The 22,257-nt window shown below is 65.1% G+C and carries 23 protein-coding genes; 10 read left to right on the forward strand and 13 right to left on the reverse strand.

Annotation, left to right across the window (positions count from 1 at the left end):
- Nucleotides 1–79: 79 nt before the first annotated feature.
- Entirely contained in the window at nucleotides 80–1,024 is a 945-nt protein-coding gene (locus tag HWX55_RS11675; protein ID WP_175975708.1) for a LysR family transcriptional regulator, read from the forward strand.
- Nucleotides 1,025–1,158: 134 nt separating this feature from the next.
- Entirely contained in the window at nucleotides 1,159–1,917 is a 759-nt protein-coding gene (locus HWX55_RS11680) for an SDR family oxidoreductase (RefSeq protein WP_175975741.1), read from the forward strand.
- Between the two features lie 102 nt (nucleotides 1,918–2,019).
- Here HWX55_RS11680 and HWX55_RS11685 read toward each other — a convergent pair whose 3' ends face one another.
- Nucleotides 2,020–2,394, reverse strand: coding sequence for a hypothetical protein (locus tag HWX55_RS11685; protein WP_175975709.1), 375 nt, complete (start codon nucleotides 2,392–2,394; stop codon nucleotides 2,020–2,022).
- Between the two features lie 51 nt (nucleotides 2,395–2,445).
- On the opposite strand from HWX55_RS11685, the gene HWX55_RS11690 reads away from it, so the two are divergent.
- The 5 genes from HWX55_RS11690 to HWX55_RS11710 all read left to right on the forward strand — a co-directional run bounded on the left by HWX55_RS11690 (nucleotide 2,446) and on the right by HWX55_RS11710 (nucleotide 9,244).
- Complete coding sequence (locus tag HWX55_RS11690; protein ID WP_175975587.1) at nucleotides 2,446–2,583, forward strand: hypothetical protein; 138 nt, start codon at nucleotides 2,446–2,448, stop codon at nucleotides 2,581–2,583.
- Between the two features lie 209 nt (nucleotides 2,584–2,792).
- Complete coding sequence (locus HWX55_RS11695; protein WP_175975710.1) at nucleotides 2,793–6,047, forward strand: efflux RND transporter permease subunit; 3,255 nt, start codon at nucleotides 2,793–2,795, stop codon at nucleotides 6,045–6,047.
- Complete coding sequence (locus HWX55_RS11700; RefSeq protein WP_175975711.1) at nucleotides 6,037–7,242, forward strand: efflux RND transporter periplasmic adaptor subunit; 1,206 nt, start codon at nucleotides 6,037–6,039, stop codon at nucleotides 7,240–7,242. Before HWX55_RS11695 ends, HWX55_RS11700 begins: the two co-directional genes overlap by 11 nt.
- Complete coding sequence (locus tag HWX55_RS11705; RefSeq protein ID WP_175975712.1) at nucleotides 7,235–8,701, forward strand: efflux transporter outer membrane subunit; 1,467 nt, start codon at nucleotides 7,235–7,237, stop codon at nucleotides 8,699–8,701. The genes HWX55_RS11700 and HWX55_RS11705 overlap by 8 nt, the downstream gene beginning before the upstream one ends.
- A 270-nt stretch (nucleotides 8,702–8,971) precedes the next feature.
- Complete coding sequence (locus HWX55_RS11710) at nucleotides 8,972–9,244, forward strand: DUF4148 domain-containing protein (RefSeq protein ID WP_175975713.1); 273 nt, start codon at nucleotides 8,972–8,974, stop codon at nucleotides 9,242–9,244.
- A 35-nt stretch (nucleotides 9,245–9,279) separates the two neighbouring features.
- Here HWX55_RS11710 and HWX55_RS11715 read toward each other — a convergent pair whose 3' ends face one another.
- Together HWX55_RS11715 and HWX55_RS11720 are read right to left on the reverse strand one after the other, a co-directional pair.
- The gene (locus HWX55_RS11715) at nucleotides 9,280–9,489 is read right to left on the reverse strand and encodes a hypothetical protein (RefSeq protein ID WP_175975714.1); all 210 of its coding nucleotides are present in this window, start codon (nucleotides 9,487–9,489) and stop codon (nucleotides 9,280–9,282) included.
- 128 nt (nucleotides 9,490–9,617) lie between these two features.
- Complete coding sequence (locus HWX55_RS11720; protein ID WP_244140540.1) at nucleotides 9,618–9,812, reverse strand: hypothetical protein; 195 nt, start codon at nucleotides 9,810–9,812, stop codon at nucleotides 9,618–9,620.
- A gap of 293 nt (nucleotides 9,813–10,105) precedes the next feature.
- On the opposite strand from HWX55_RS11720, the gene HWX55_RS11725 reads away from it, so the two are divergent.
- Entirely contained in the window at nucleotides 10,106–10,411 is a 306-nt protein-coding gene (locus HWX55_RS11725) for a DUF4148 domain-containing protein (RefSeq protein ID WP_175975716.1), read from the forward strand.
- Between the two features lie 98 nt (nucleotides 10,412–10,509).
- Here HWX55_RS11725 and HWX55_RS11730 read toward each other — a convergent pair whose 3' ends face one another.
- A complete protein-coding gene (locus HWX55_RS11730; RefSeq protein WP_175975717.1) occupies nucleotides 10,510–11,511 on the reverse strand; it encodes a zinc-binding dehydrogenase in 1,002 nt (333 codons plus the stop codon).
- Nucleotides 11,512–11,645: 134 nt separating this feature from the next.
- Here HWX55_RS11730 and HWX55_RS11735 point away from each other — a divergent pair, with 134 nt between their 5' ends.
- Nucleotides 11,646–12,539: a LysR family transcriptional regulator gene (locus tag HWX55_RS11735; protein WP_175975718.1), complete on the forward strand. Its 894-nt coding sequence runs from the start codon at nucleotides 11,646–11,648 to the stop codon at nucleotides 12,537–12,539.
- A 39-nt stretch (nucleotides 12,540–12,578) separates the two neighbouring features.
- On the opposite strand, the gene HWX55_RS11740 is transcribed toward HWX55_RS11735, so the two are convergent.
- Entirely contained in the window at nucleotides 12,579–13,496 is a 918-nt protein-coding gene (locus tag HWX55_RS11740) for a LysR family transcriptional regulator (protein ID WP_175975719.1), read from the reverse strand.
- A gap of 117 nt (nucleotides 13,497–13,613) precedes the next feature.
- Between HWX55_RS11740 and HWX55_RS11745 the strand changes: the two genes are divergently transcribed.
- Nucleotides 13,614–14,423 (forward strand): alpha/beta hydrolase, encoded by an 810-nt coding sequence (locus tag HWX55_RS11745; protein WP_175975720.1) that lies wholly within the window; start codon nucleotides 13,614–13,616, stop codon nucleotides 14,421–14,423.
- 26 nt (nucleotides 14,424–14,449) lie between these two features.
- Here HWX55_RS11745 and HWX55_RS11750 read toward each other — a convergent pair whose 3' ends face one another.
- The 8 genes from HWX55_RS11750 to urtA all read right to left on the reverse strand — a co-directional run bounded on the left by HWX55_RS11750 (nucleotide 14,450) and on the right by urtA (nucleotide 22,168).
- Complete coding sequence (locus HWX55_RS11750; protein WP_175975721.1) at nucleotides 14,450–15,475, reverse strand: aliphatic amidase; 1,026 nt, start codon at nucleotides 15,473–15,475, stop codon at nucleotides 14,450–14,452.
- Between the two features lie 76 nt (nucleotides 15,476–15,551).
- A complete protein-coding gene (locus tag HWX55_RS11755; protein WP_175975722.1) occupies nucleotides 15,552–15,887 on the reverse strand; it encodes a zinc ribbon domain-containing protein in 336 nt (111 codons plus the stop codon).
- A gap of 37 nt (nucleotides 15,888–15,924) precedes the next feature.
- Entirely contained in the window at nucleotides 15,925–17,163 is a 1,239-nt protein-coding gene (gene fmdA, locus HWX55_RS11760; protein ID WP_175975723.1) for a formamidase, read from the reverse strand.
- Nucleotides 17,164–17,224: 61 nt separating this feature from the next.
- Nucleotides 17,225–17,914, reverse strand: coding sequence for an urea ABC transporter ATP-binding subunit UrtE (gene urtE, locus HWX55_RS11765; RefSeq protein ID WP_175975724.1), 690 nt, complete (start codon nucleotides 17,912–17,914; stop codon nucleotides 17,225–17,227).
- Between the two features lie 34 nt (nucleotides 17,915–17,948).
- Nucleotides 17,949–18,692 (reverse strand): urea ABC transporter ATP-binding protein UrtD, encoded by a 744-nt coding sequence (gene urtD / locus HWX55_RS11770; RefSeq protein WP_175975725.1) that lies wholly within the window; start codon nucleotides 18,690–18,692, stop codon nucleotides 17,949–17,951.
- A 3-nt stretch (nucleotides 18,693–18,695) separates the two neighbouring features.
- Entirely contained in the window at nucleotides 18,696–19,865 is a 1,170-nt protein-coding gene (gene urtC, locus HWX55_RS11775) for an urea ABC transporter permease subunit UrtC (RefSeq protein ID WP_175975726.1), read from the reverse strand.
- A 55-nt stretch (nucleotides 19,866–19,920) separates the two neighbouring features.
- On the reverse strand, nucleotides 19,921–20,838 hold the full coding sequence (urtB, locus tag HWX55_RS11780) for an urea ABC transporter permease subunit UrtB (protein WP_011875582.1): 918 nt from the start codon (nucleotides 20,836–20,838) through the stop codon (nucleotides 19,921–19,923).
- Nucleotides 20,839–20,893: 55 nt separating this feature from the next.
- The gene (gene urtA, locus HWX55_RS11785) at nucleotides 20,894–22,168 is read right to left on the reverse strand and encodes an urea ABC transporter substrate-binding protein (RefSeq protein WP_175975727.1); all 1,275 of its coding nucleotides are present in this window, start codon (nucleotides 22,166–22,168) and stop codon (nucleotides 20,894–20,896) included.
- Between the last annotated feature and the right edge of the window lie 89 nt (nucleotides 22,169–22,257).

Below are 22,257 nucleotides of genomic sequence, written 5' to 3' on the forward strand. Positions count from 1 at the left end.
GAGTGGACTTTTATCCGGCAATAAAATGAAATGAATCTGCTTCATCACTGAATGCAATGAACCGAGCCACGCACAACCGATGGAACTGAGCGACATCGACCTCAACCTGCTGCTGCTTTTCCAGCGGCTGATGCAGGAACGGCGCGTGTCTAGCGTCGCCGAGCAAATGAACATGAGCCAGCCGGGCGTCAGCAACGCGCTCGCCAAGCTGCGCCGCCGGCTCGGCGATCCGCTGTTCGTGCGCGGGCCCGGCGGCGTCGTGCCGACGCCGTTCGCGCTGCGTCTCGCGGAACCCGTGTCGCAGGCGCTCGCGACGCTGCACGCGGCGCTGAACCCCGACACCGGCTTCGATCCGCTGCGCGCCACGCGCACGCTGACGATCGGCATGACCGATATAGGCGAAGTCGTGTTCCTGCCCGCGCTGCTCGAACACCTGTCGCATGCGGCGCCGGGCATCGCGCTGAACACCGTGCGCAACACGAGCGTCAACCTCGGCGACGAAATGGCCGACGGCCGCGTCGATCTCGCGATCGGCCTGCTGCCGCAACTGAAGGGCGGGTTCTATCAGCGCCGGCTGTTCGATCAGCGCTATGTATGCCTGTTCCGGCGCGGGCACCCGCTCGAGGGAGCGCCGCTGACGGTCGACGCGTGGCGCGACGCCGAACATCTGGTCGTGGTGTCGGCCGGCACCGGGCATGGGCAAGTGGACGAATGGCTGACGCGGCGCCGCGTGAAGCGCCAGGTGCGGCTGACGGTGCCGCATTTCATGAGCGTGGGCTACATCCTGCAGCGCACCGACCTGATCGCGACGGTGCCCGAGCATCTCGCGCTGCAGCTCGCCGCGCCGTTTTCGCTCGGCTGGCGTGCGCTGCCCGTCACGCTGCCCGGCGCGCCGATCCATATGCTGTGGCACACGCGGGTCAATCAGGACGAAGGGAACCGGTGGCTGCGCGACGTCGTCGTGGCGCTATTCGCGGACACCAGCGCGCGAAGCCGGAAAATCGCGCCCGGCAGGAAGAAATAGTCGCGGTCGCGGCGAGCGTGTTTCACGATGCCGCCCGAATCCGGGCATCATGCATTTCGACTACATTGTCGAAGTGGCGACGGCATCGACCCTCGGCCACCTCCCCCGTCATTCAACCCGCAGGAAATCACGCCATGTCCGTCTCGAAGAAATTCGCCGCCGTCACGGGCGCCGGCTCCGGCATCGGTCGCGCCGCGGCCCTCGCACTCGCCCAGGCCGGCTTCACCATCGCGCTGCTCGGGCGCACGGAGGCGTCGCTGCGCGACACGCAGGACGCGATCCGCGCCGCCGGCAGCGACGCCGAAGTGTTTCCCGTCGACGTCACCGACGAGGCCTCGGTCGACCACGCGTTCGCACAGATCGCGCAACGGTTCGGCCGGCTCGATGTCCTGTTCAACAATGCCGGGCGCAACGCCCCGGTCGTGTCCCTCGAGGAATACGAACTCGACGTGTGGAACAGCGTCGTCGCGACGAACCTGACCGGCGTCTTCCTGTGCGCGCGCGCCGCGTGGCGGCTGATGAAAACGCAAACGCCGCAGGGCGGCCGGATCATCAACAACGGCTCGATCTCTGCGCACGCACCGCGCCCCGATACGATCGCGTACACGGCCACCAAGCACGCGGTGACCGGTATCACGAAGTCGCTGGCGCTGGACGGCCGCCGGTACAACATCGCGTGCGGCCAGATCGATATCGGCAACGCCGCGACGTCGCTCACGGAACGGATGATGCAAGGCGTCCCGCAAGCGGACGGCAGCCTGGCGCCCGAGCCGCGGATGGACGTCGCGCATGTCGCGAACGCGGTCGTCCAGATGGCGAATCTGCCGCTCGATACCAACATCCTCAACATGACGATCATGGCGACTGCGATGCCGTTCGTCGGGCGCGGATAGCGCGCGCCGCGGCCCGTGCCGGGAGGCGGCGTTCACGCACTGGCTGCTACCGAATCACGCCGTCGCAACGACGCTGCATGCAAGCACGTTCGCGACACAGATTCAGTGAGGCAGGCCGATCGCTCGCCGCTCGTCCTCGAGCAGTTGCGTCAGCGAAGCGTGCAACCGTTCGAGGCTGCACGGCGGTAGTGCGAAGCTTGCCCAACCGAGCCCGCCATGACGCAGTAACAGTACCACGCCGCCCTGCACCGGATGGCGCTCGGCATACCAGCAGGGATCCATTTCCGTCACGAATTGCTGCCCGTGCGGCGGACGCTCCGGCACCGCCGGCTGCATCGACGCGCGCAGCAAGCTCAAGTACTGGATGACCGCGTCCACGTCTTCCGGATCGAGCACGGCCGCGCCCCGTTCGATCGACATCAGCACCACGAGCTTGCCGCGCTCCTCGATCATCTTGATGCTCAACGGTTGTGTCATTTTTGTCGTCCTTGCCGGAATTACGCGATCCAATTATCGACGTCGGTACACGTGAACCGGCTGAAGATTCGTGATCTGCGCATGAATCTTTTTTTAGAAAGCGCTGGAAAAGTGCGCAGCTTCATCGGCTATGTGGTTGCCCACTATCGCACGCCCGACCGCACCGCCACGCATCTCGCCGCCGCCTGATTCCCCCGGCATCGCGCACGCGGTGGCACACATCCCGACGATCCTGCCCGGTTAAGCCCACCCGCTCCTTAAAACTTGTTTCATCTTTTTTGCGACCGGCTGTTAGTGGCCGCTCCGCAGAATGCGCTCATCGGTTGCGCCTCGGGTTTTTCCCGACGACGCGCACATCCGGCTCTTCTTCACGACGATATTGAACGGAGCAGCACCTCATGCTGAAAATTGTCCGGCTCGCGCTCGCCCGGCCCTATACGTTCGTCGTACTGGCTCTGCTGATCCTGATCGCGGGCCCGCTCGCGGCGGTCCGAACGCCGATCGACATCTTCCCGGACATCCGCATCCCGGTGATCAGCGTCGTCTGGAACTACGCGGGTCTGCAGCCGGACGACATGGCCGGACGCGTGATCACGTACTACGAGCGCACGCTCGGCACGACGGTCAACGATGTCCAGCATATCGAGTCGCAATCGTTCCGCGGCTACGGCATCGTGAAGATCTTCTTCCAGCCGACGGTCGATATCCGCACGGCGACCGCGCAGGTCACGTCGATCTCGCAGACCGTGCTCAAGCAGATGCCGCCCGGCACCACGCCGCCGCAGATCCTCAACTACAACGCGTCGACCGTGCCCGTGCTGCAGATCGCGCTGACCAGCAACACGCTCGACGAACAGAAGCTCGGCGATTACGCGGTCAACTTCATTCGACCGCAGTTGCTGTCGGTGCCGGGCGTTGCGATTCCGACGCCGTACGGCGGCAAGACACGTGAAGTGCAGATCGACCTCGATCCGCAGGCGCTGCAGTCGAAAGGGCTGTCGGCGCAGGACGTCGCGCACGCGCTCGCGCAGCAGAACCAGATCATCCCGGCCGGCACGCAGAAGATCGGCCGCTTCGAATACAACATCAAGCTCAACAACAGCCCGCTCTCGCTCGACGCGTTGAACGACCTGCCGATCAAGTCGGTCGACGGCACGACGATTTATATCCGCGACGTCGCGCATGTGCGCGACGGCTTCCCGCCGCAGGGCAACATCGTGCGCGTGGACGGCCACCGCGCGGTGCTGATGAGTATCCTGAAGAACGGCTCGGCCTCGACGCTCGACATCATCGCCGGCGTGAAGGCGAAGCTGCCGCTGGTCGAACAGACGCTGCCGCCGGGCCTGAAGCTCGTCACGATGGGCGACCAGTCGACCTTCGTGAACGGCGCCGTCAGCGGCGTCGCGCGCGAAGGCATCATCGCCGCCGCGCTGACCTCGCTGATGATCCTGCTGTTCCTCGGCTCGTGGCGCTCGACGCTCATCATCGCCGCGTCGATCCCGCTGGCCGTGCTGTCGGCGATCGCGCTGCTCGCGGCCACCGGCGAAACGCTGAACGTGATGACGCTCGGCGGCCTCGCGCTCGCGGTCGGGATCCTGGTCGACGATGCGACCGTGACGATCGAGAACGTGAACTGGCACCTCGAACAGGGCAAGGACACGCGCACCGCGATCGTCGACGGCGCGAAGCAGATCGTGATGCCGGCGCTCGTCTCGCTGCTGTGCATCTGCATCGTGTTCGTGCCGATGCTGATGCTCGACGGCATCTCGCGCTTTCTGTTCGTGCCGATGGCCAAGGCGGTGATCTTCTCGATGGCGTCGTCGTTCGTGCTGTCGCGCACCTTCGTGCCGATGCTCGCGCAATACCTGCTTAAGCCGCACGCATCGGCCGGTCACGCGTCGGGCGAACTGGCCGCGGTCATGGATCCGCACGCGGGCCATGCCGGCGCGCACGACGTCCCGCCGTCGCGCAACCCGCTGGTGCGCTTCCAGCGTGCGTTCGAGCGCCGCTTCGAAGCCGTGCGCGCGTCGTACCGAATCCTGCTCGGCCTCGCGCTCACGCGCCGCAAGCCGTTCGTCGTCGCCTTCCTCGGCATCGTGGCCGCGTCCTTCCTGCTCGCACCGTCGCTCGGCCGCAATTTCTTCCCGACCATCGATTCCGGCGAGATCGCGCTACACGTGCGTGCGCCGGTCGGCACACGTGTCGAGGAAACCGCCGCCGAGCTCGACCGCATCGAGAACACGATTCGCGGCGTGATCCCGCCCGCGCAGTTGCGCGCAGTGATCGACAACATCGGCTTGCCGAACAGCGGGATCAACCTGACCTACAACAACAGCGGCACGCTCGGGCCGCAGGACGGCGACATCCTGATCTCGCTGTCGCACGATCACGCGCCGACCGCCGACTACGTGCACACGCTGCGCGAACGCCTGCCGCGCGCCTATCCGGGCACCACGTTCTCGTTCCTGCCCGCCGACATCGTCAGCCAGATCCTCAACTTCGGCGCGCCGGCGCCGGTCGACCTGCAGGTGGCCGGCCCGAACCAGCAGGCCAATCTCGCTTATGCGCGCGAGCTGTACCGCAAGCTGCGGCTGATCGCCGGCGTCGCCGATCCGCGCATCCAGCAGGCCAGCACCTATCCGCAGTTCACGGTGACGGTCGATCGCACGCGCGCCGACCAGCTCGGCATCACCGAGCAGGACGTGACGAACTCGGTGGTCGCGACGCTGGCCGGCACCAGCCAGGTCGACCCGACCTACTGGCTCAACCCGCACAACGGCGTGTCCTATCCGATCGTCGCGCAAACGCCGCAGTACAGGATGACCACGCTGTCGGCGCTGCGGAACCTGCCGGTCACCGGCGCGAACGGCCAGTCCCAGTTGCTGGGCGGCCTGGCCACGATCACGCGCGGCGTCGGCAACGCAGTGGTGTCGCACTACAACATCGAACCGCTGTTCGACATCTACGCGACCACCCAGGGGCGCGACCTCGGTGCGGTCGCGGCCGACATCGACGGCATCGTCAAAGCCACCGCGAAGGATCTGCCCAAGGGCTCGACCGTCACGCTGCGCGGCCAGGTGCAGACCATGAACGGCGCGTTCGCCGGCCTGCTGCTCGGGCTCGTCGGCGCGATCGTGCTGATCTACCTGCTGATCGTCGTGAACTTCCATTCGTGGGCCGACGCTTTCGTGATCGTCTCGGCGCTGCCGGCGGCGCTGGCCGGCATCGTCTGGATGCTGTTCACCACACATACGCCGCTGTCGGTGCCGGCGCTGACCGGCGCGATCCTGTGCATGGGCGTGGCCACCGCCAACGCGATCCTCGTCGTCAGTTTCGCGCGCGAGCGCCTGGCCGACACCGGCAACGCGCTGGCATCCGCGCTCGAAGCCGGTTTCACGCGCTTCCGCCCGGTGCTGATGACCGCGCTCGCGATGATCATCGGCATGGCGCCGATGGCGCTCGGCCTCGGCGACGGCGGCGAACAGAACGCACCGCTCGGCCGCGCGGTGATCGGCGGCCTCGCGTGCGCGACGATCGCGACGCTGTTCTTCGTTCCCGTCGTGTTCAGCCTCGTGCATCGGCGCGACGCGCTGAAGCACGACGCGTCCCGCGCTTCCTCCCTTTCCGCGTCCGGAGCTTCCCATGTCCACTGAGATCGATATCAAGTCGCCGAAACGGCTGCCCAACCTCAAGCTCGTCGCCACGCTCACCGCGCTGATCGCGGTCGGCATCGTGGCGACCGGCATCGTCGGCCGCGCGCACGCGAAACAGGAAATGACGACCTGGTCCGCCGAACAAGCGGTGCCGACCGTGGTCGCGTACACGCCGTCGGCCGGCGGCGACGGCGGGACGCTCGTGCTGCCCGGCCATCTGTCCGCATTCGAGAGCGCGCCGATCCACGCGCAGGTGTCGGGCTACCTGCATGCGTGGTACACCGATATCGGTGCGCACGTGAAGTCGGGGCAACTGCTCGGACTGATCGATACGCCCGAACTCGACCAGCAACTGCAGCAGGCGCGCGCCGACCTGCAGAGCTCGCTCGCCAACGAGAAGCTGGCCGCGTCGACGGCCGCGCGCTGGACCAGGATGCTCGCGCAGGATTCGGTGTCGCAGCAGGAAACCGACGAGAAGACCAGCGACCTCGCGGCCAAGCAGGCGATCGTCGCCGCCAACGAAGCAAACGTGCGGCGCCTCGACGCGCTGGAGGCGTTCAAGCGCATCGTCGCGCCGTTCGACGGCGTCGTCACCGCGCGCAAGACCGACATCGGCCAGTTGATCTCGGCCGGCGGCGGCGCCGGCCCGGAGCTGTTTGCGGTGTCCGACGTCCACCGGATGCGCGTCTACGTGAGCGTGCCGCAGAACGAGGCCGCCGCGATCCGGCCCGGCATGACGGCCACGCTGACCGTGCCCGAGCATCCGGGCGAGACCTTCCGGGCGACGCTCGCCGATACCGACGACGCGATCGCCGATTCAACCGGCACGCTGCTCGTCCAGTTGATGGTCGACAACCGCGACGGCAAGCTGATCCCCGGCGAATACACCGAAGTGCATTTCGCGCTGCCGGCCGGCAGCACCCACGTGCTGACGATTCCGGCCAGCTCGTTGATCTTCCGGCAGGCCGGCCTGCAGGTCGCCGTGGTCGGCAAGGACGATCGCGCGGTATTCAAGCCCGTGACGATCGCGACCGATCTCGGCACGCACGTGCAGATCGCGACCGGCCTCGCGCCGGACGATCGCGTGATCGACAATCCGCCCGATTCGCTGGCCGACGGCGACCCGGTCAGGCTCGCGGCGCCGGCCCCCACCGTTGCGTCTGCCAAGCGCGACACGGAGCGTGCGCATGGCTAACCGGCTTCGGCTCTGCGCGATGCTCGCCGGCGTCGCGTTCCTCTGCGCGTGCTCGTTCGCGCCCGCCTATCACGCGCCGCAAACGGCGCTGCCGGCGAGCTTCAAGGAAGCGGGCGGCTGGCAGGCCGCGAAGCCGGCCAACCGCATCGCGCGCGACGGCTGGTGGACGGCGTTTCGCGACCCCGTGCTCGACCGGCTCGAGGCACGGGTGGCCGCGGCCAACCCCGACGTGGCCGCGGCCGTGGCGCGCCACGACGAAGCGGCCGCGCTGTTCGATCAGGCGCGCTCGGGGCTGTTCCCGACCATCGGCCTCGGCGCGCAGGTCTCGAGCAACCGCCAATCGGCCACGCGGCCGCTGCGCGGCGCGAACCAGCCGAACGTCTATGGCGACAACACACTCGACGCCGGCTTCGACTACGACCTCGACTTGTGGGGGAAAGTCCGCAACGAAGTCGCGGCCGGGCGCGCCGACGCACAGGCCAGCGCCGACGATCTCGCGTCGGTCCAACTGAGCCTGCAGGCCAGCCTCGCCAGCGCGTACTTCAGCCTGCGCGGGCTCGACCAGCAGCAACGGTTGCTGGCCGACACGATCGACACCTACCGGCGCGCGCTGCGCCTGACGATGAGCCGGCACGCGGGCGGCATCGCGTCCGATCTCGACGTGTCGCGCGCGCAGACGCAGCTCGATTCGGCCCGCGCGTCGGCCGAGGACATACGGGCCCGGCGCGCGCTCGACGAGCACGCGATCGCGACGCTTACGGGCGTACCGGCGTCGTCGTTCTCGCTGACGCCGAACCTGAATGCGGCGTACCTGCCGACGATCCCGGCCGGCATTCCCGCGACGCTGCTGCAGCGGCGACCCGACGTCGCGGCCGCCGAGCGGCGCATGGCCGCCGCCAACGCGAAGATCGGCGTGGTGCGCGCGGCGTTCTTCCCCGACGTCACGCTCGGGCTGGTCGGCGGCTACCAGAGCTCGGGCCTCGGCCACTGGCTCCGCGCGCCGAACGAGATCTGGTCGATCGGGCCCAGCCTCGCGCTGACGCTGTTCGACGGCGGCCGGCGCCAGGCGCTCACCGACCAGGCGCGCGCGCAGCTGGCCGAGAACGGCGCGAAATACCGCGCGGTGGTGCTCGACGCGTGTCAGCAGGTGGAAGACAACCTCGCACTCACGCATCACCTCGGCGACGAAGCCGATCGCGAGCAGGAAGCACTCGAGGCGGCCGAACGCACGTTGCAGCTGTCGATGTCGCGCTATCGGGACGGCGTCGTCAGCTATCTCGATGTGGTAACCGCGCAGACCACCGAACTCAATACGAAGGTTGCGATGCTGGCGCTGGACACGCGCCGGCAACTGGCGGCGGTGGGGTTGATCGCCGCGCTGGGTGGCGGGTGGTCGACCGATGAAGCCGCATCCGGTACGCAAGCGCCGGCCGCGACGCCGGCCTGTGCAACGAACTGATTCCCTTGCGACACGGACGAGGCGTGTCGTATTTCAAGGCACCCGTCGCGACGACGGGTGCCGTTTTTTACGTCGGCCCGATCGCGCGGAACGCTTCACGACATGCCGGTTTCATGCCGCCGCGACTGCGCGCCGATGCATGAATTTCTTTTCACGTTGCGTATGCCGATCCGCTAATGTCCGCCCCCTATGCTTGTCCTCAACCCGTGCGCGACACCGACACGCCGCGCCGGTGGATGAACCCGTTCAATCATCATGAGGACTCCCAACATGAAAACCGCCAACGTCATCGCCACTGCCCTGCTCGCCGCAATCGGCACGCTGTCCGTTCCCGCGTTTGCACTGACCGGCAGCCGGCCGGTGCAGATCTCCCCGGCCGCCACCAAGGACGGCGTGCCAGGCACTCAGGCTGCCGGCCAATGGGTGCCGCCCTACGGCCAGCTGATTCATGAAAAGACGCGCGCCGAGGTCCATGCCGAGCTCGTGCACGCCGAACAGGACGGACAACTCAAGTACCTGAACTCCACGCTCTATTCGCATTGATGCGCGCGACCGTGCGGCCGGGCGGGGTGCCCGGCTCACGCCGGCAGCGCCGCCAGCCGTCCACCGAATGGCTCAAACTTCATGAAACTTCGTCCGTTGCTCGCTCGTTCCGCCCGTATCGCACTCGTCGCGATGGCTGTCAGCGTCATGTTGTCCGGGTGCGCCTCCGCGCGGCCCGACGGCCCAGACGATTGTGTCGGCCCGCCCGACTTCTGCGTGCCGTTCTTCGGCTCGTAAACGAACATGACGGGCGCGCTGCCATCGGCAGGCGCCCGTCATGTTCGTTGCTCGGCCGGAGTCGCGCGTTCATGCGTCCGGCGGCGTCACCGGATAACCGTAGCGGCTCGCGCTATCGATTCGAACGTCGGGCAGCTCAGCCCTGGTGCGATTGCGTGCTCGATCTGTCCGCGCGATGCGACGCGAGATTGCGCTCGGCATCGATCGCACGATCTCTATGTTCGGTTTTTGCGTGCGCGAGCGTCACATCGGCGATCGCGAGCCCGGTTCCCTGCACCTTCGCGAACGCCGGCAGCGACGAACACGCCAGCGCGATCAGTCCAGCCGTCATGACGGTCGATTTCATTGCATTACCCCCAGTGCGCACCGCGCGGTGCGCGGCATCGAATGATCCATCGCTCGACGATACGCCGCTGCGCCTGACCATCCGGGAACACAGGCATGAAGGATTCTTTAACTTTCAGTGCATGCGGCAGCCAATGCATGACCCGATGCGGATTTTCCTAAAACATGTTTCATCCTCGCGCTGCTGCTTGGATAGTCCGCTGTCCCTAATCTTCATCTTGCGGCCGACGCAGGCATCCTGCCGTACGGCCTCGACCCAACGCTATCCAGGAGCCGAAGATGCATCATCCCGTCCGTTACCTCGTCTGCGCCGCCATGCTCGCATCGAGCGTCTCCGCGCATGCCGAGACGAAACTCACGTCGGCGCAATGCCATGACTATCCGTTCGTGCACACGAACGGCCCGGTCTCCCACCGACAGCTCGTCAACGAACTGAACGTGCTGGAGTCCGTCGGCTACGACCCGTCGTCCGGAGACGAGAGCAGCTATCCCGACGATATCGATTCGGCGCAGGCGCGCCTGATGCAGAAGTACCGGCGCGATTGCGCCGGGGTAGCTAACACCGTCGCGGCGAGCGGTAATTGAATTGTCCGCCTGGCAACCCTTCTCCGAGTTTGCGCGCGAGCCTCGTGACCGCGCGCGTTTTCTTGTGAAGTTGATAACCAATACGCCCCATCGATGCTTCACGACCGGCTTGTCAGTATCGCCTTTCGTCCGTCGACGGACTCGTACGCCATGGCGTCGTCGATCAGATCGAAGCTGAATTCCTGACCGACGCGCGTCCTGAACACGGGATCGCCGATCACGCTCTCGAGCGCATTCAGCGCAGCCACCAGCCTTTCATGCTCTCGCACCGTGCGGCTCTCGAAATTGCTGAAACGCTGCATCGATAGGTCTTTCATCATGAAGAGCGGAGCCGACACGGGAAAAGGAACGGGCCCGGCCATCGTGCCGTAGAAATATACGGACGAGTGCAACGGCAGACAGGCCGCCATCCGGCCGGTCAGCGCACCGCCCACGCCATCGAATACGGCCGTCGTTCCAAGCTCCGAGGACAGCTTTCCAAGTGTGTCGGTAAAGTCTTCATCGGCGCGCACGATATGCTCGACACCATCGCGTTGCAGCGCCTCCTGCGCAGCCTGGCTCCTCACCATGGAGATGACCGGCATATTTCTCTGACGAGCGAGTGCCGCGAGCGCCAGCCCCGTTGCCGAGTTCCCCGCCGTGGCGATCACGCCGTGGTGCCCGGCCTCGCTAATCGTTTCGAGAAACGCATAGGCTGTGATCACGTTGACCAGCGACCCGCAATAGTCCCGTGCGCTGACGTGTTCGGGCAAGATCAGGCAACTCGTGTAAGGCACTTGCGCTTTTTCGCACCAAAGCCCGATGTTGTACGCGCTACGGTTCAGCGAGCGGTAGACAGCGACGCGTCTACCCATATAACGCTCTGGTACACCGGCACCCGTCGCCACCACCATCCCCGCACCGGATGCGCCCCACACGCCGTGCTGGCTCGCCGGCAGCGCTTTGCCATCGTCAGCACGCGCACGCAAAAATATCTTGTCGCCATGGTTGATTGCAGATGCCTCCATGTCGATCAGCACATGGCCTGCTTCCGGCCGGCTCGGCGGCCGGATATCCCGTACTTCCAACGAGCGTTCAGCGGTAACGCAAATCGCTTTCATGACGCGTTTCTCCAGCGGTAAACAGTGATGACGGTAACTGCACAGGCGGTAACTTAAACAAGTCCGCCTGTTGCCGAAACGCAGTCTCCCGGCATACCATCGATTCCAATACAGAATGGATCGATACGAATCTCATGGATCGTCTGGATGCAATTCGCCTGTTTGTTCGACTAGTCGAATGCGGCAGTTTTTCCGCCGTGGGGCGAGAGGAAGGCATTGGACAACCAACCGTAAGCAAGCAGATTGCCGCGCTGGAGCAGTATCTCGGCGCTCAGCTGGTGTTGCGAACGTCGCGTCAGGTGGTGATCACCGCGGCGGGCCAGGCGTTCTATGAGTCGGCCAAGCCCTTGATGGAGGACTTCGATTCGCTGGAGTCGTCGGTGGGGACACGACAGCAATCTCCGCAAGGCTTGGTGAGATTGACGACCGCGCCTGCCTACGGCCGCCTGTGCGTGACGCCACTCCTTCCCGGGTTCTTTCGGCACTATCCGCACGTTGAGCTCGAATTATCCGTATCCGAACGACAGGTCGACCTGGTCGGGGAAGGCGTGGATCTGGCGATCCGCCACGGGCCGCTGGTGGATTCCTCGCTGACCGCAAGAAAACTATCGGAGACGGAATCGCTGCTCGTGGCCAGTCCGGGCTATATCGCAGCCAAAGGCAGGCCCGCCCGGCTGGCCGATCTGGACGGACATACAGGCGTCGTCTTCGCTCGAAACCATGAGCGCCGCCCTTGGCGCTTCAAGGTCGGGCGGGAAACCGTTCATCGCGTTCCTCAGGGGTCTTTCTTGACGGGTGACGCAGAGCAGGTGCGCGCCGCGGTACTGCACGGGCTCGGTATTGCCCAGGCGCCACGATGGCTTTTCGGAGCGGAAATCGATACCGGACAGGTCGAAGTCCTCCTGCCCGAGTTTCAGCCGGAACGCATGGCGACCCACCTCGTCTATCCAGCCGGTCGACGCGTACCGACGCGAGTCAGGGTGGTGATCGATTATTTGATGTCGGCACTCGGAACCACTTCTACTTGAACCGGCGCCAACCGATCGCGCGTAGCGGCTTGTCACTACCTACCTCTTCATACCCCGATCCCACGGAGGCTCGTTGCCCAACGCTGCAGTCAGGTAGTCGACGAACCGTCGAACTTTGAGCGGGATGCGCCGCGCACTCGGGTAGACCGCCTGTATCGTCAACTCGGTTGCTCGGTAGCCTGGCAGTAGCGCGACGAGCTCGCCACGTCGCACATGCTCCCCGAAGACGAAAGTCGGGCCGTACGCGACGCCGGCGCCCGCCAACGCGGCAGACAGAAGCATCTGGGTATTGTTGGCAGCGATTCGACAAGGCCCTTCGATAACATGCGCGCGGTTCTTCGCATCGAATAATGTCCAATCCCCGGCTGAGACGGCCTCGCTGAAGACGAGCCGCCGTGCATGAAGCAGATCACTCGGCTTACGCGGCATTCCATGCCGTTCGATGTACGCGGGCGACGCGCACATGACCATTCGACATGGCGCGATGCGACTTGTAACGAGCTCGCTGTCCTGCAGCCTCCCAATTCGGATGGCGACGTCAATGCCGTCCTCCAGGAGATCGACATAGCGGTCGCCGAGCAGCACTTCCACGTTGACCTGCGGGTGGTCCTCGAGATAGCGGGCCGTGACCTCGCCCAAGTGCATCGCACCGAACGTGACAGGCGCCGCAATGCGGAGAACGCCGCGCGCCGTGCGTTGCGAATCATGCGCTTCCCGGTTGGCGTCTTCAAATGCTTCCAGAATTTGCTTGCTGCGAGCGTAGTACGTCTGGCCGATATCGGTCAGGCTCAAACGCCGCGTGGTGCGTTGCAGAAGTCGCGCATTCAGTTGAGCCTCGATCGCACTCACGTGTTTCCCGGCCATCGCCGGCGACAACCCGAAGCGCCGCGCAGCCGCGGCCAGACTGCCCTCTTCGACAGCAGCGACGAACACGCCAAGGCTGGTCAATCGGTCCATTTTCGCCCTCGCCTGATTCGATAACATCATTATCGACTGCCGCTATCCTGCGTGCAATTATCAAATTGCAGGCGCGACGCTACGATTCATCCATCCAACCGAGAAGAGGCAGCGCAAATGGAAATCGAAGCGAATGGCACGCGAATCCACGTGACCCAAGCCGGCCAAGGCGACCCGGCCCTGGTGTTCCTGCATTACTACGGCGGCTCGTCGCGGACATGGCAACGCGTGACAGACCAGCTATCGAGCCGATATCGCACCGTCGCCACTGACCATCGGGGCTGGGGCAAGTCCGATGCACCGGCGGATGGCTACGGTATTGCCGATCTCGCGGCCGACGCCGAGGGCGTCATCGAGACACTGGGTTTGCAACGCTACGTACTCGTCGGTCATTCGATGGGTGGCAAGGTCGCGCAGTTCATCGCGTCGCGACGGCCGAACGGGCTTCAAGGCCTTGTGCTGGTCGCGCCATCGCCACCCTCACCGATGCTGCTTTCCGCGGAAGAACGAGCGACGCTGACGGGCGCCTATCAATCGCGCGAGTCGGTCGAATTCGTTATCGACCACGTACTTACCGCCAAACCGCTCGACGCCGCCTGCCGCGAAATGGTCATCGAGGATAGCCTGAAGGCTGCGCCGCAGGCTAAAGCTGCCTGGCCGGAGGTGGCGATGCGCGAAGATATCAGTGCGGCGGTAACGTCGATCGACGTACCGACGATCGTCATCTCCGGGGAACTGGACCAGGTGGATCGCGTGGTCACATTGCGGACGGAACTGCTGCCGCGTATTCCGCAAGCGACCATGCACATTCTTCCTGGCGTCGGCCACTTGGCGCCGCTAGAGGCGCCGACCGAAGTTGCGCGACTCATCGAAGACTTCGTTGCTGCGGCAAAACCTGAATGGCGTGCCGCATCCGCCGCACAATGAGCACCCGACGCCCACGGCGCGCATACTCACTCTTCGTGCGGAATGCCGTCGATCGGACATTCCGGCGTGCCGGGTGTTGCGCGCGTGAGCGCTTCGACACGGCGACGCGTGGCGTCGGGATCCGCAATCCAGTCGCGATAGAAGCCGAACGGACATTCGGCGACGCCATTCGCGCCATCGCCGGAATTGATCGTGCCGGTATAACCCCGATGCAGCAGCTTGTACAGATGGTTCTGCGACTGCATGTTGCGCCGCGCGTCGCGAATCATGCCGAGCGACAGCTCCGCATACTGCACGCCCATTTCCTCCTCGCCGCATTCGCCGAGCGTGCGCCCGTCGAACCCGACGATCGCCGAATGGCCGAAGTACGAATACACGCCGTCCCAGCCCGTCGCGTTGGCCACGGCCACGTAGGTGTTGTTCATCCACGCCATCGCCTTCGCGACCATCACCTGCTGCTCTTTCGCCGGATACATGTAGCCCTGGCAGCGCACGATCAGCTCCGCGCCATTCATCGCGCAGTCGCGCCAGATCTCCGGATAATTGCCGTCATCGCAGATGATCAGGCTGATCTTGAGGCCCTTCGGCCCATCCGTCACATAGGTGCGGTCGCCCGGATACCAGCCTTCGATCGGCGTCCACGGCATGATCTTGCGATACTTCTGCACGATCTCGCCGCGATTGTCGATCAGCACGAGCGTGTTGTACGGCACCTTGCGCGGATGTTCGTCGTGGCGCTCGCCCGTGATCGAGAACACGCCCCACACGTTGGCCTTGCGGCACGCCGCCGCGAAAATATCCGTCTCTTCGCCGGGAATCGTCGACGCCGTATCGAACATCTCCTGGCGGTCGTACATGATGCCGTGCGTGGAATACTCGGGGAACACCACGAGATCCATGCCCGGCAAACCCTGCTTCATGCCGACCACCATGTCGGCGATACGGCGCGCGTTGTCGAGCACCTCCGCCTTCGTGTGCAGACGCGGCATCTTGTAGTTGACCACCGCGACGCCCACGCAGTCGCGGCTACTCGAAATATCACCATGTCGCATGACGCTTCCTCCTTGAACACATTCACGCCGCGCGCGACGGCCGCTGCTTCGCGCATCGGCTCGCGCGCGGCACACCTTAGTGGCTGATCATCCACGGCCGTCCCGCCGGCCGCTTGAGGCCGTCCGACGCCGTGCCCGCGAGCTTCGCCGGGCCGCCCGAGCAGCAACTGCAACCGGCGCGATGGCGCAGTGGCGGCCCGTCGCCGGACTGACGCGGCGCGTGCGCGGCACGTTCGTTGGTCGTGTGTGCGGCGCGGCGCGCGCCTCCCATCAGCGCCAGTGAAGGCGCGCTGACGACGCGCCCGCCTTCGGCGCCGCAGTCCGGACAGCGGCACGGTTTGTCGCGATCCGCGATGCGACGCATGACCGAGAACGGCCCGCAGCTCGCGCATTCGAAGTCGTAGATTGGCATGACGGCCTCCTGTTCCTGCGTCGTTTCAGTGTGTCGGTCACGCGTTCGCGAGATCCGGCGAACACGGCAGATCGACGCCGCCCTGGATGTGCCGGATCGGGCCGTCGGCATTCGGGCGAATGTCGAAGTCGAAGATCTGCGTGGGCAGCCACAAGGTCGCACACGCGTTCGGAATGTCCACCACGCCGCTGATATGCCCCTGCACCGGCGCACAGCCCAGCAGCGAATACGCTTGCGCGCCCGAATAACCGAATTTCTTCAGGTACTCGATCGCGTTCAGACACGCCTGGCGATACGCGGTGGTGACATCGAGATAGTGCTGGCCGCCGTGCTCGTCGACGGAAATGCCCTCGAAAATGAGGTAATCGTTATAGGTCGGCGTGATCGGGCTGGGCTGAAAGACGGGGTTGCGAATACCGTATTTCGCCATGCCGCCCTTGATCAGATTCACGCGCATATGCACCCAGCCGGCCATTTCGATCGCGCCGCAGAACGTGATCTCGCCGTCGCCCTGGCTGAAGTGCAGGTCGCCGACCGACAGGCCCGCGCCATCCACGTACACGGGGAAAAACACCTTCGAGCCGCGCGACAGATCCTTGATGTCGCAATTGCCGCCATGCTCGCGCGGCGGCACCGTGCGCGCGCCGTGCGCGGCGGCCTGGTCGCGCGCGTCGCCCGCGAGCTTGCCCATGTGCGCGGTGGCCGCGAACGGCGGATTCGCGAGCGGCGGCACGCGATCGGGCGCGGTGGCGATCAGGCCGGTTTCGCGCGCGTTCCAGGTCTCGAGCAGCGTCGGATCGGGCAGGCAGCCGATCAGGCCCGGGTGAATCAGGCCCGCGAAATTCACGCCCGGAATATGGCGCGAACTCGTGTACACCCCGTGAAAATCCCAGATCGATTTCTGCGCGCTGGGGAAATGATCGGTGAGAAAGCCGCCACCGTTGGTCTTCGAAAAGAAGCCGTTGAAGCCCCATTGGCTATCGGCCTTCGCGCCGATGTCGAGCAGGTCGACCACCAGCAGGTCGCCGGGTTCCGCGCCATGCACGCCGACCGGGCCGGACAGAAAGTGCACGATCGACAGGTCGATGTCGCGCACGTCGTCGGCGCTGTCGTCGTTCTTGATGAAGCCGCCGGTCCAGTCGTAGGTTTCGAGGATGAAATCGTCGCCGGGCTTGACCCAGCAGGCCATCGGAATATCGGGGTGCCAGCGGTTGTGCACCTGTTCGTTTTCGTAAGCCGACTGGTTCAGATCGACCTTGATGAGAGTCTCGGGCATGGCGTTCGCTCCTGGGTTCGCGGATTGACATACGGCGCGGCGCGCGAACGCCGCGCCGCGCTCAGACAGACAGATATTCGCGGATGCGGCCGGTGTCGCCCGCATCGCGCGTGCTTTGGTGCACGAAGCGCCCGCCCTCGATCACGAACAGGCGGTCGGCCACGTCGAGCGCGAAGCTCAACACCTGCTCCGACACGACGATGGCGATATGGCGGCTCGTGCGAATCTGGTTGAGCGCCTTGGCGATGTCCTTGATGACGGACGGCTGGATGCCTTCGGTCGGCTCGTCGAGCAGCAGCACTTTCGGGTCGGTCGCGAGCGCGCGCGCAATCGCGAGTTGCTGTTGCTGGCCGCCCGACAGATTGCCGCCCTTGCGCTTTCTCATGTCGAACAGCACGGGAAACAACGCGTAAAGTTCGTCGGGCACGCGCTGGCTCTGCGCGTTTTCGAGGCCCGTCTGGATGTTTTCCTCGACGGTCAGCGACGCGAAGATCTGCCGCCCTTGCGGCACGTAGCCGATGCCTTTCGACACGCGGCGGTAGCTCTCGTCCTTCGAAACGTCGGCGCCGGCCACGCGCACCGTGCCCCGATTGGCGGGCAGCATGCCGATCAGCGCCTTGAACAGCGTCGTCTTGCCCATGCCGTTGCGGCCCATCACGGCCACGCTTTCGCCTTGCGCAACGGCAAAGCCGATGCCGTGCAGCACCTCGCTCTGGCCGTAGCTGACGACGAGATCGTCGACTTCCAGCATGATGTGTTCTCCGTGTTGTCGTTCGGTTGCCGGCTCAGTGGCCCAGGTAGACATCGATCACGCGCGGATCGGCCTGCACCTGCGCCATCGGCCCTTCCGCGAGAATCCTTCCCTGATGCATGACCGTGACCTTGTGCGCGATGCGCTCCACGAAAGCCATGTCGTGCTCGATCACGATCATCGAGCGGTTGCGGCAGATGCGGTCGAGCAGATCGGCGGTCAGCTCGCGTTCGCGCACGCTCATGCCCGCAATCGGCTCGTCGAGCATCAGCAGTTCGGGGTCCTGCATCAGCAGCATGCCGATTTCGAGCCACTGTTTCTGGCCGTGCGACAGCAGCCCCGCTTCCAGATCGAGCGTGCCGGCGAGGCCGATTTCATCGGCCACGTCGCGTACGCGATCGGCCACGTCGGCGTCCTCGCGATACGCGAGCGCGCCGAACACGCTGCGGCCGCGCGGAAACGACACTTCGAGGTTCTGCGCCACGCTCAGGTTTTCGTAAATCGACGGCGTCTGGAACTTGCGGCCGATCCCTTTACGCACGCGGCGGAATTCCGCGAGCTGCGTGATTTCCTCGTTGCGGAACTTGATGCTGCCCGCCGTTTCCTTCGTCTTGCCGCAGATGAGATCGAGCAGCGTGGTCTTGCCCGCGCCGTTCGGGCCGATCACGACGCGCAGCTCACCGCGTTCGAGATAGAGATTGAGCGAATCGATCGCCTTGAAGCCGTCGAACGACACGGTCAGGTCTTCGATCGCGAGCAGAAAGTCGGTATTGCTCATGCTTCATGCCTCCTCGTTCGCCGCGCCGAGCAGCCGCCGCACGCGCGGGCGCACATGCTCGTCGTACAGACCCGCCAGCCCGTTCGGAAACACCATCACCACGCCGATGAACATCGCCGCCATCAGATAGAGCCAGAGGTTCGGAAAACTCTCCGAAAACCAGCTCTTGCCGAGATTGACGAGAATCGCGCCGTATACCGCGCCGACCAGCGACATGCGCCCGCCGACGGCCGCGTAGATCACCATTTCGATCGACGGCACGATGCCGACGAACGAAGGCGACATGAAGCCCACCTGCAGCGTGAACATCGCACCGCCGATGGCCGCGAGCATCGCCGCGAGACAGAACGCGAACACCTTGAACATGGCGACGTCGTAGCCCGAGAAGCGCACGCGGTCTTCCTTGTCGCGCATCGCGAGCAGCAGCGTGCCGAGCTTGCTGCGCTGAACCCAGCGGCACGCGAGCAGCGCGCCGATCAGCAACGCGGCGTTCACGAAATACAGCACGAGCTTCGCGTGATCCGTGCGGATGTCCCAGCCGAGCAGCGTGCGCAGGTCGGTGATGCCGTTCACGCCACCCGTATAGCCTTGCTGGCCGATGATCAGCACCGACAGAATCAGCGCGACCGCCTGCGTGATGATCGCGAAGTACACGCCGCCCACGCGCCGCTTGAACATCGCGTAGCCGATCACGAACGCGAGCGCGGTCGGCACGACGAGCACCGCGAGGATCGAGAACGGCAACGAGTGAAACGGCTTCCACCACGTGGGCAGCGCGGTGAGCTGGTTCCAGTCCATGAAGTCGGGAATGCCGGGCGTGGTCTGCGTGTGCGTGGCGGCCGGATCGGACGCCTCGAGCTTGAGAAACATCGCCATCGCGTAGCCGCCGAGGCCGAAGAACACGCCCTGGCCGAGACTGAGCACGCCGCCGTAGCCCCACGCGACCACGAGGCCGATCGCCACGAACGCGTAGGTCAGGTACTTGCCCATCAGGTTCAGGCGGAACGTGTCGAGCGCGAGCGGAAACACGACCACGATCAGCAGCGCGAGCAGCACGATGCCCGCGTAGCCGGACGCATCGAGTCGCGCCACGCGCACGCGCCAGCCGGCCGACGGCGCGCCCGGGCCGGATCGCGGGGATACGCCGCCCGCCGCGGATTGGATGGGTTCCATGTTCCTCTCTCCAGTCGAATGAAGCTGTAAATGACGCTTGTGCATGAACGCGCGCTTAAACTCGCCGCACCTTCGACGCAAACAGGCCCTGCGGACGCAGCATCAGAATCACGACGACGGTCAGCAGCGTGAGCACGCGCGCAATCGAGCCCGACAGAAAGAACTCGCTGATCGACTGCATCTGCGCGATGCCGAACGCCGACGCCACGGTACCGAGCAGGCTCGCCGCGCCGCCAAACGTCACGACGAGAAACGAATCGACGATATAGAGCGAGCCGCTCGTCGGTCCCGTCGAGCCGATCGCCGTGAAGGCCGCACCCGCCACGCCCGCGATCCCGCAACCGATCGCGAACGTCATGCGGTCGGTACGCCGCGTGTTGATGCCCGCCGCGTTCGCCATCGGCCGGTTCGCGACCGTGGCGCGCACGCGCAAGCCCCAGCGCGACCGATAGAGCGCGAGCAGCAGGCCGCCCGTCATCAGCAGCGCGAGGCCCATCACGAACATGCCGCTCACCGGAATGTCGAGGCCGGGCGTGGGCTCCCACGAACCCATCAGCCAGTCGGGCAGCGCCGGACTCACTTCCTTCGGCCCGAAGGTCGAGCGGAACACCTGCTGCATGCCGAGGCTCAGGCCCCAGGTGGCGAGCAGCGTGTCGAGCGGCCGCTTGTACAGATGGCGGATCAGCGCCCATTCGGCGAGCCAGCCGGCCGCGAAGGCCAGCGCGAACGCCGCGAGAATCGCGAAGAAGAAATACACGGGCGTGAGCGCGTGCCAGACGTTCTGCGAAAACCACGAAAACAAGTAGACCGTATACGCGCCGATCGTCATGAATTCGCCGTGCGCCATGTTGATCACGCCCATCTGGCCGAAGATCACGGCGAGCCCGAGCCCCATCAGGAGCAGGACGCTGAAGAGGCTCAGACCGGCGAAGCCCTGCATCAGCGTGATGTTGAAAATATCGGTAGCGGACATCGAACGCTCCTCGCGCGGCGGCGTCATCGGCCGCCGCGCCGCTGCGGTTGACGGATTACATGTAGCCCTTCGGGAACGGATTCGGCTGGATCGGCTGCTCCGACTGCGCGACGACCTTGAACTGGCCGTCCGCCTGGCCCTGCCCGATCAGCGAGCGGCTCCACAGGTGATGGTTCGCATCGACCTTCGCGTAGCCTTGCGGCGCGTTCGCCACTTCGATGCCGGCCGAATGCGCGACCACCTTGTCCACGTCGAAACTGCCCGCGCGCTCGCAGGCGGCCTTCCAGATCCACGGGCCGAGATAGGCGGCCTGCGTCACGTCGCCGATCACCGACTTCTGGCCGTAGCGCGCCTTGAATGCCGCGACGAACTTCTTGTTGTTGTCGTTATCGAGCGACTGGAAGTACTTCATCGACGAATAGAAGCCCGCGAAGTTGTCGCCGCCGATGCCGAGCACTTCGTCCTCGGTCACCGACAGCGTCAGCAGGAATTGCTTCTGCGGCGTGATGCCCGCGGCCTTCAACTGCTTGTAGAACGCCACGTTCGAGCCGCCCACCACGGTCGCGAAGATGCAGTCCGGGCGCGCGAGCTTGATCTTGTTCATCAGCGACGCGAACTCGGTCGTGCCGAGCGGGTAGTACTCCTCCCCCACCACCTTCGCATGCAGATGCTGTTCGATATGGCGCCGCGCGATCTTGTTCGACGTGCGCGGCCAGATGTAGTCGGAGCCGATCAGGAAGAAGGTCTTGGCCTTCTTCGTGTTCGACGCCCAGTCGAGCGCCCAGACAATCTGCTGGGTCGCTTCCTGGCCCGTGTAAAACACGTTCTTCGACTGTTCGAGGCCTTCGTAGAAGGTCGGGTAATACAGCAGGCCGTTGTCCTTCTCGAACACCGGCAGCACAGCCTTGCGCGAGGCCGAGGTCCAGCAGCCGAACACGGCCGCGACGTGGTCGTTCTCCAGCAGCTTCTTCGACTTTTCGGCGAAGGTCGGCCAGTCGGACGCGCCGTCTTCCTGAATGATCCGCACCTTGCGGCCGAGCACGCCGCCCATCGCGTTGATCTGCTCGATCGCGAGGCGCTCGGCCTGGATCGAGCCGGTTTCGGAAATCGCCATCGTGCCCGTGGCCGAGTGGAGCTGGCCGACCGTCACGGTCGTATCCGTGACCGCGAGGCCCGTGGTGTTGACCTTCGCCGTGGGCGGCGTTTGCGCCAACGCGCCGCGTGGCAGGCCCAGCGCCATCAGCGGCGCGGCGGCGAGACCGCCGAGCATTTTCCGGCGCAGCGGCGAAGGCATCTGGCCATCGTCATCGAGTCGATCGTCTGCGGACATCACGTTCTCCTTATCGGGTGCCCGGCGCGGAGCGCTGCGGGCTGGGTCGAGGTTGGACGCAATGTAGGAAGCCAATTTGAGGATCGGAA

Source organism: Burkholderia sp. BCC1047, assembly GCF_902833155.1.
Lineage (GTDB): Bacteria > Pseudomonadota > Gammaproteobacteria > Burkholderiales > Burkholderiaceae > Burkholderia > Burkholderia sola.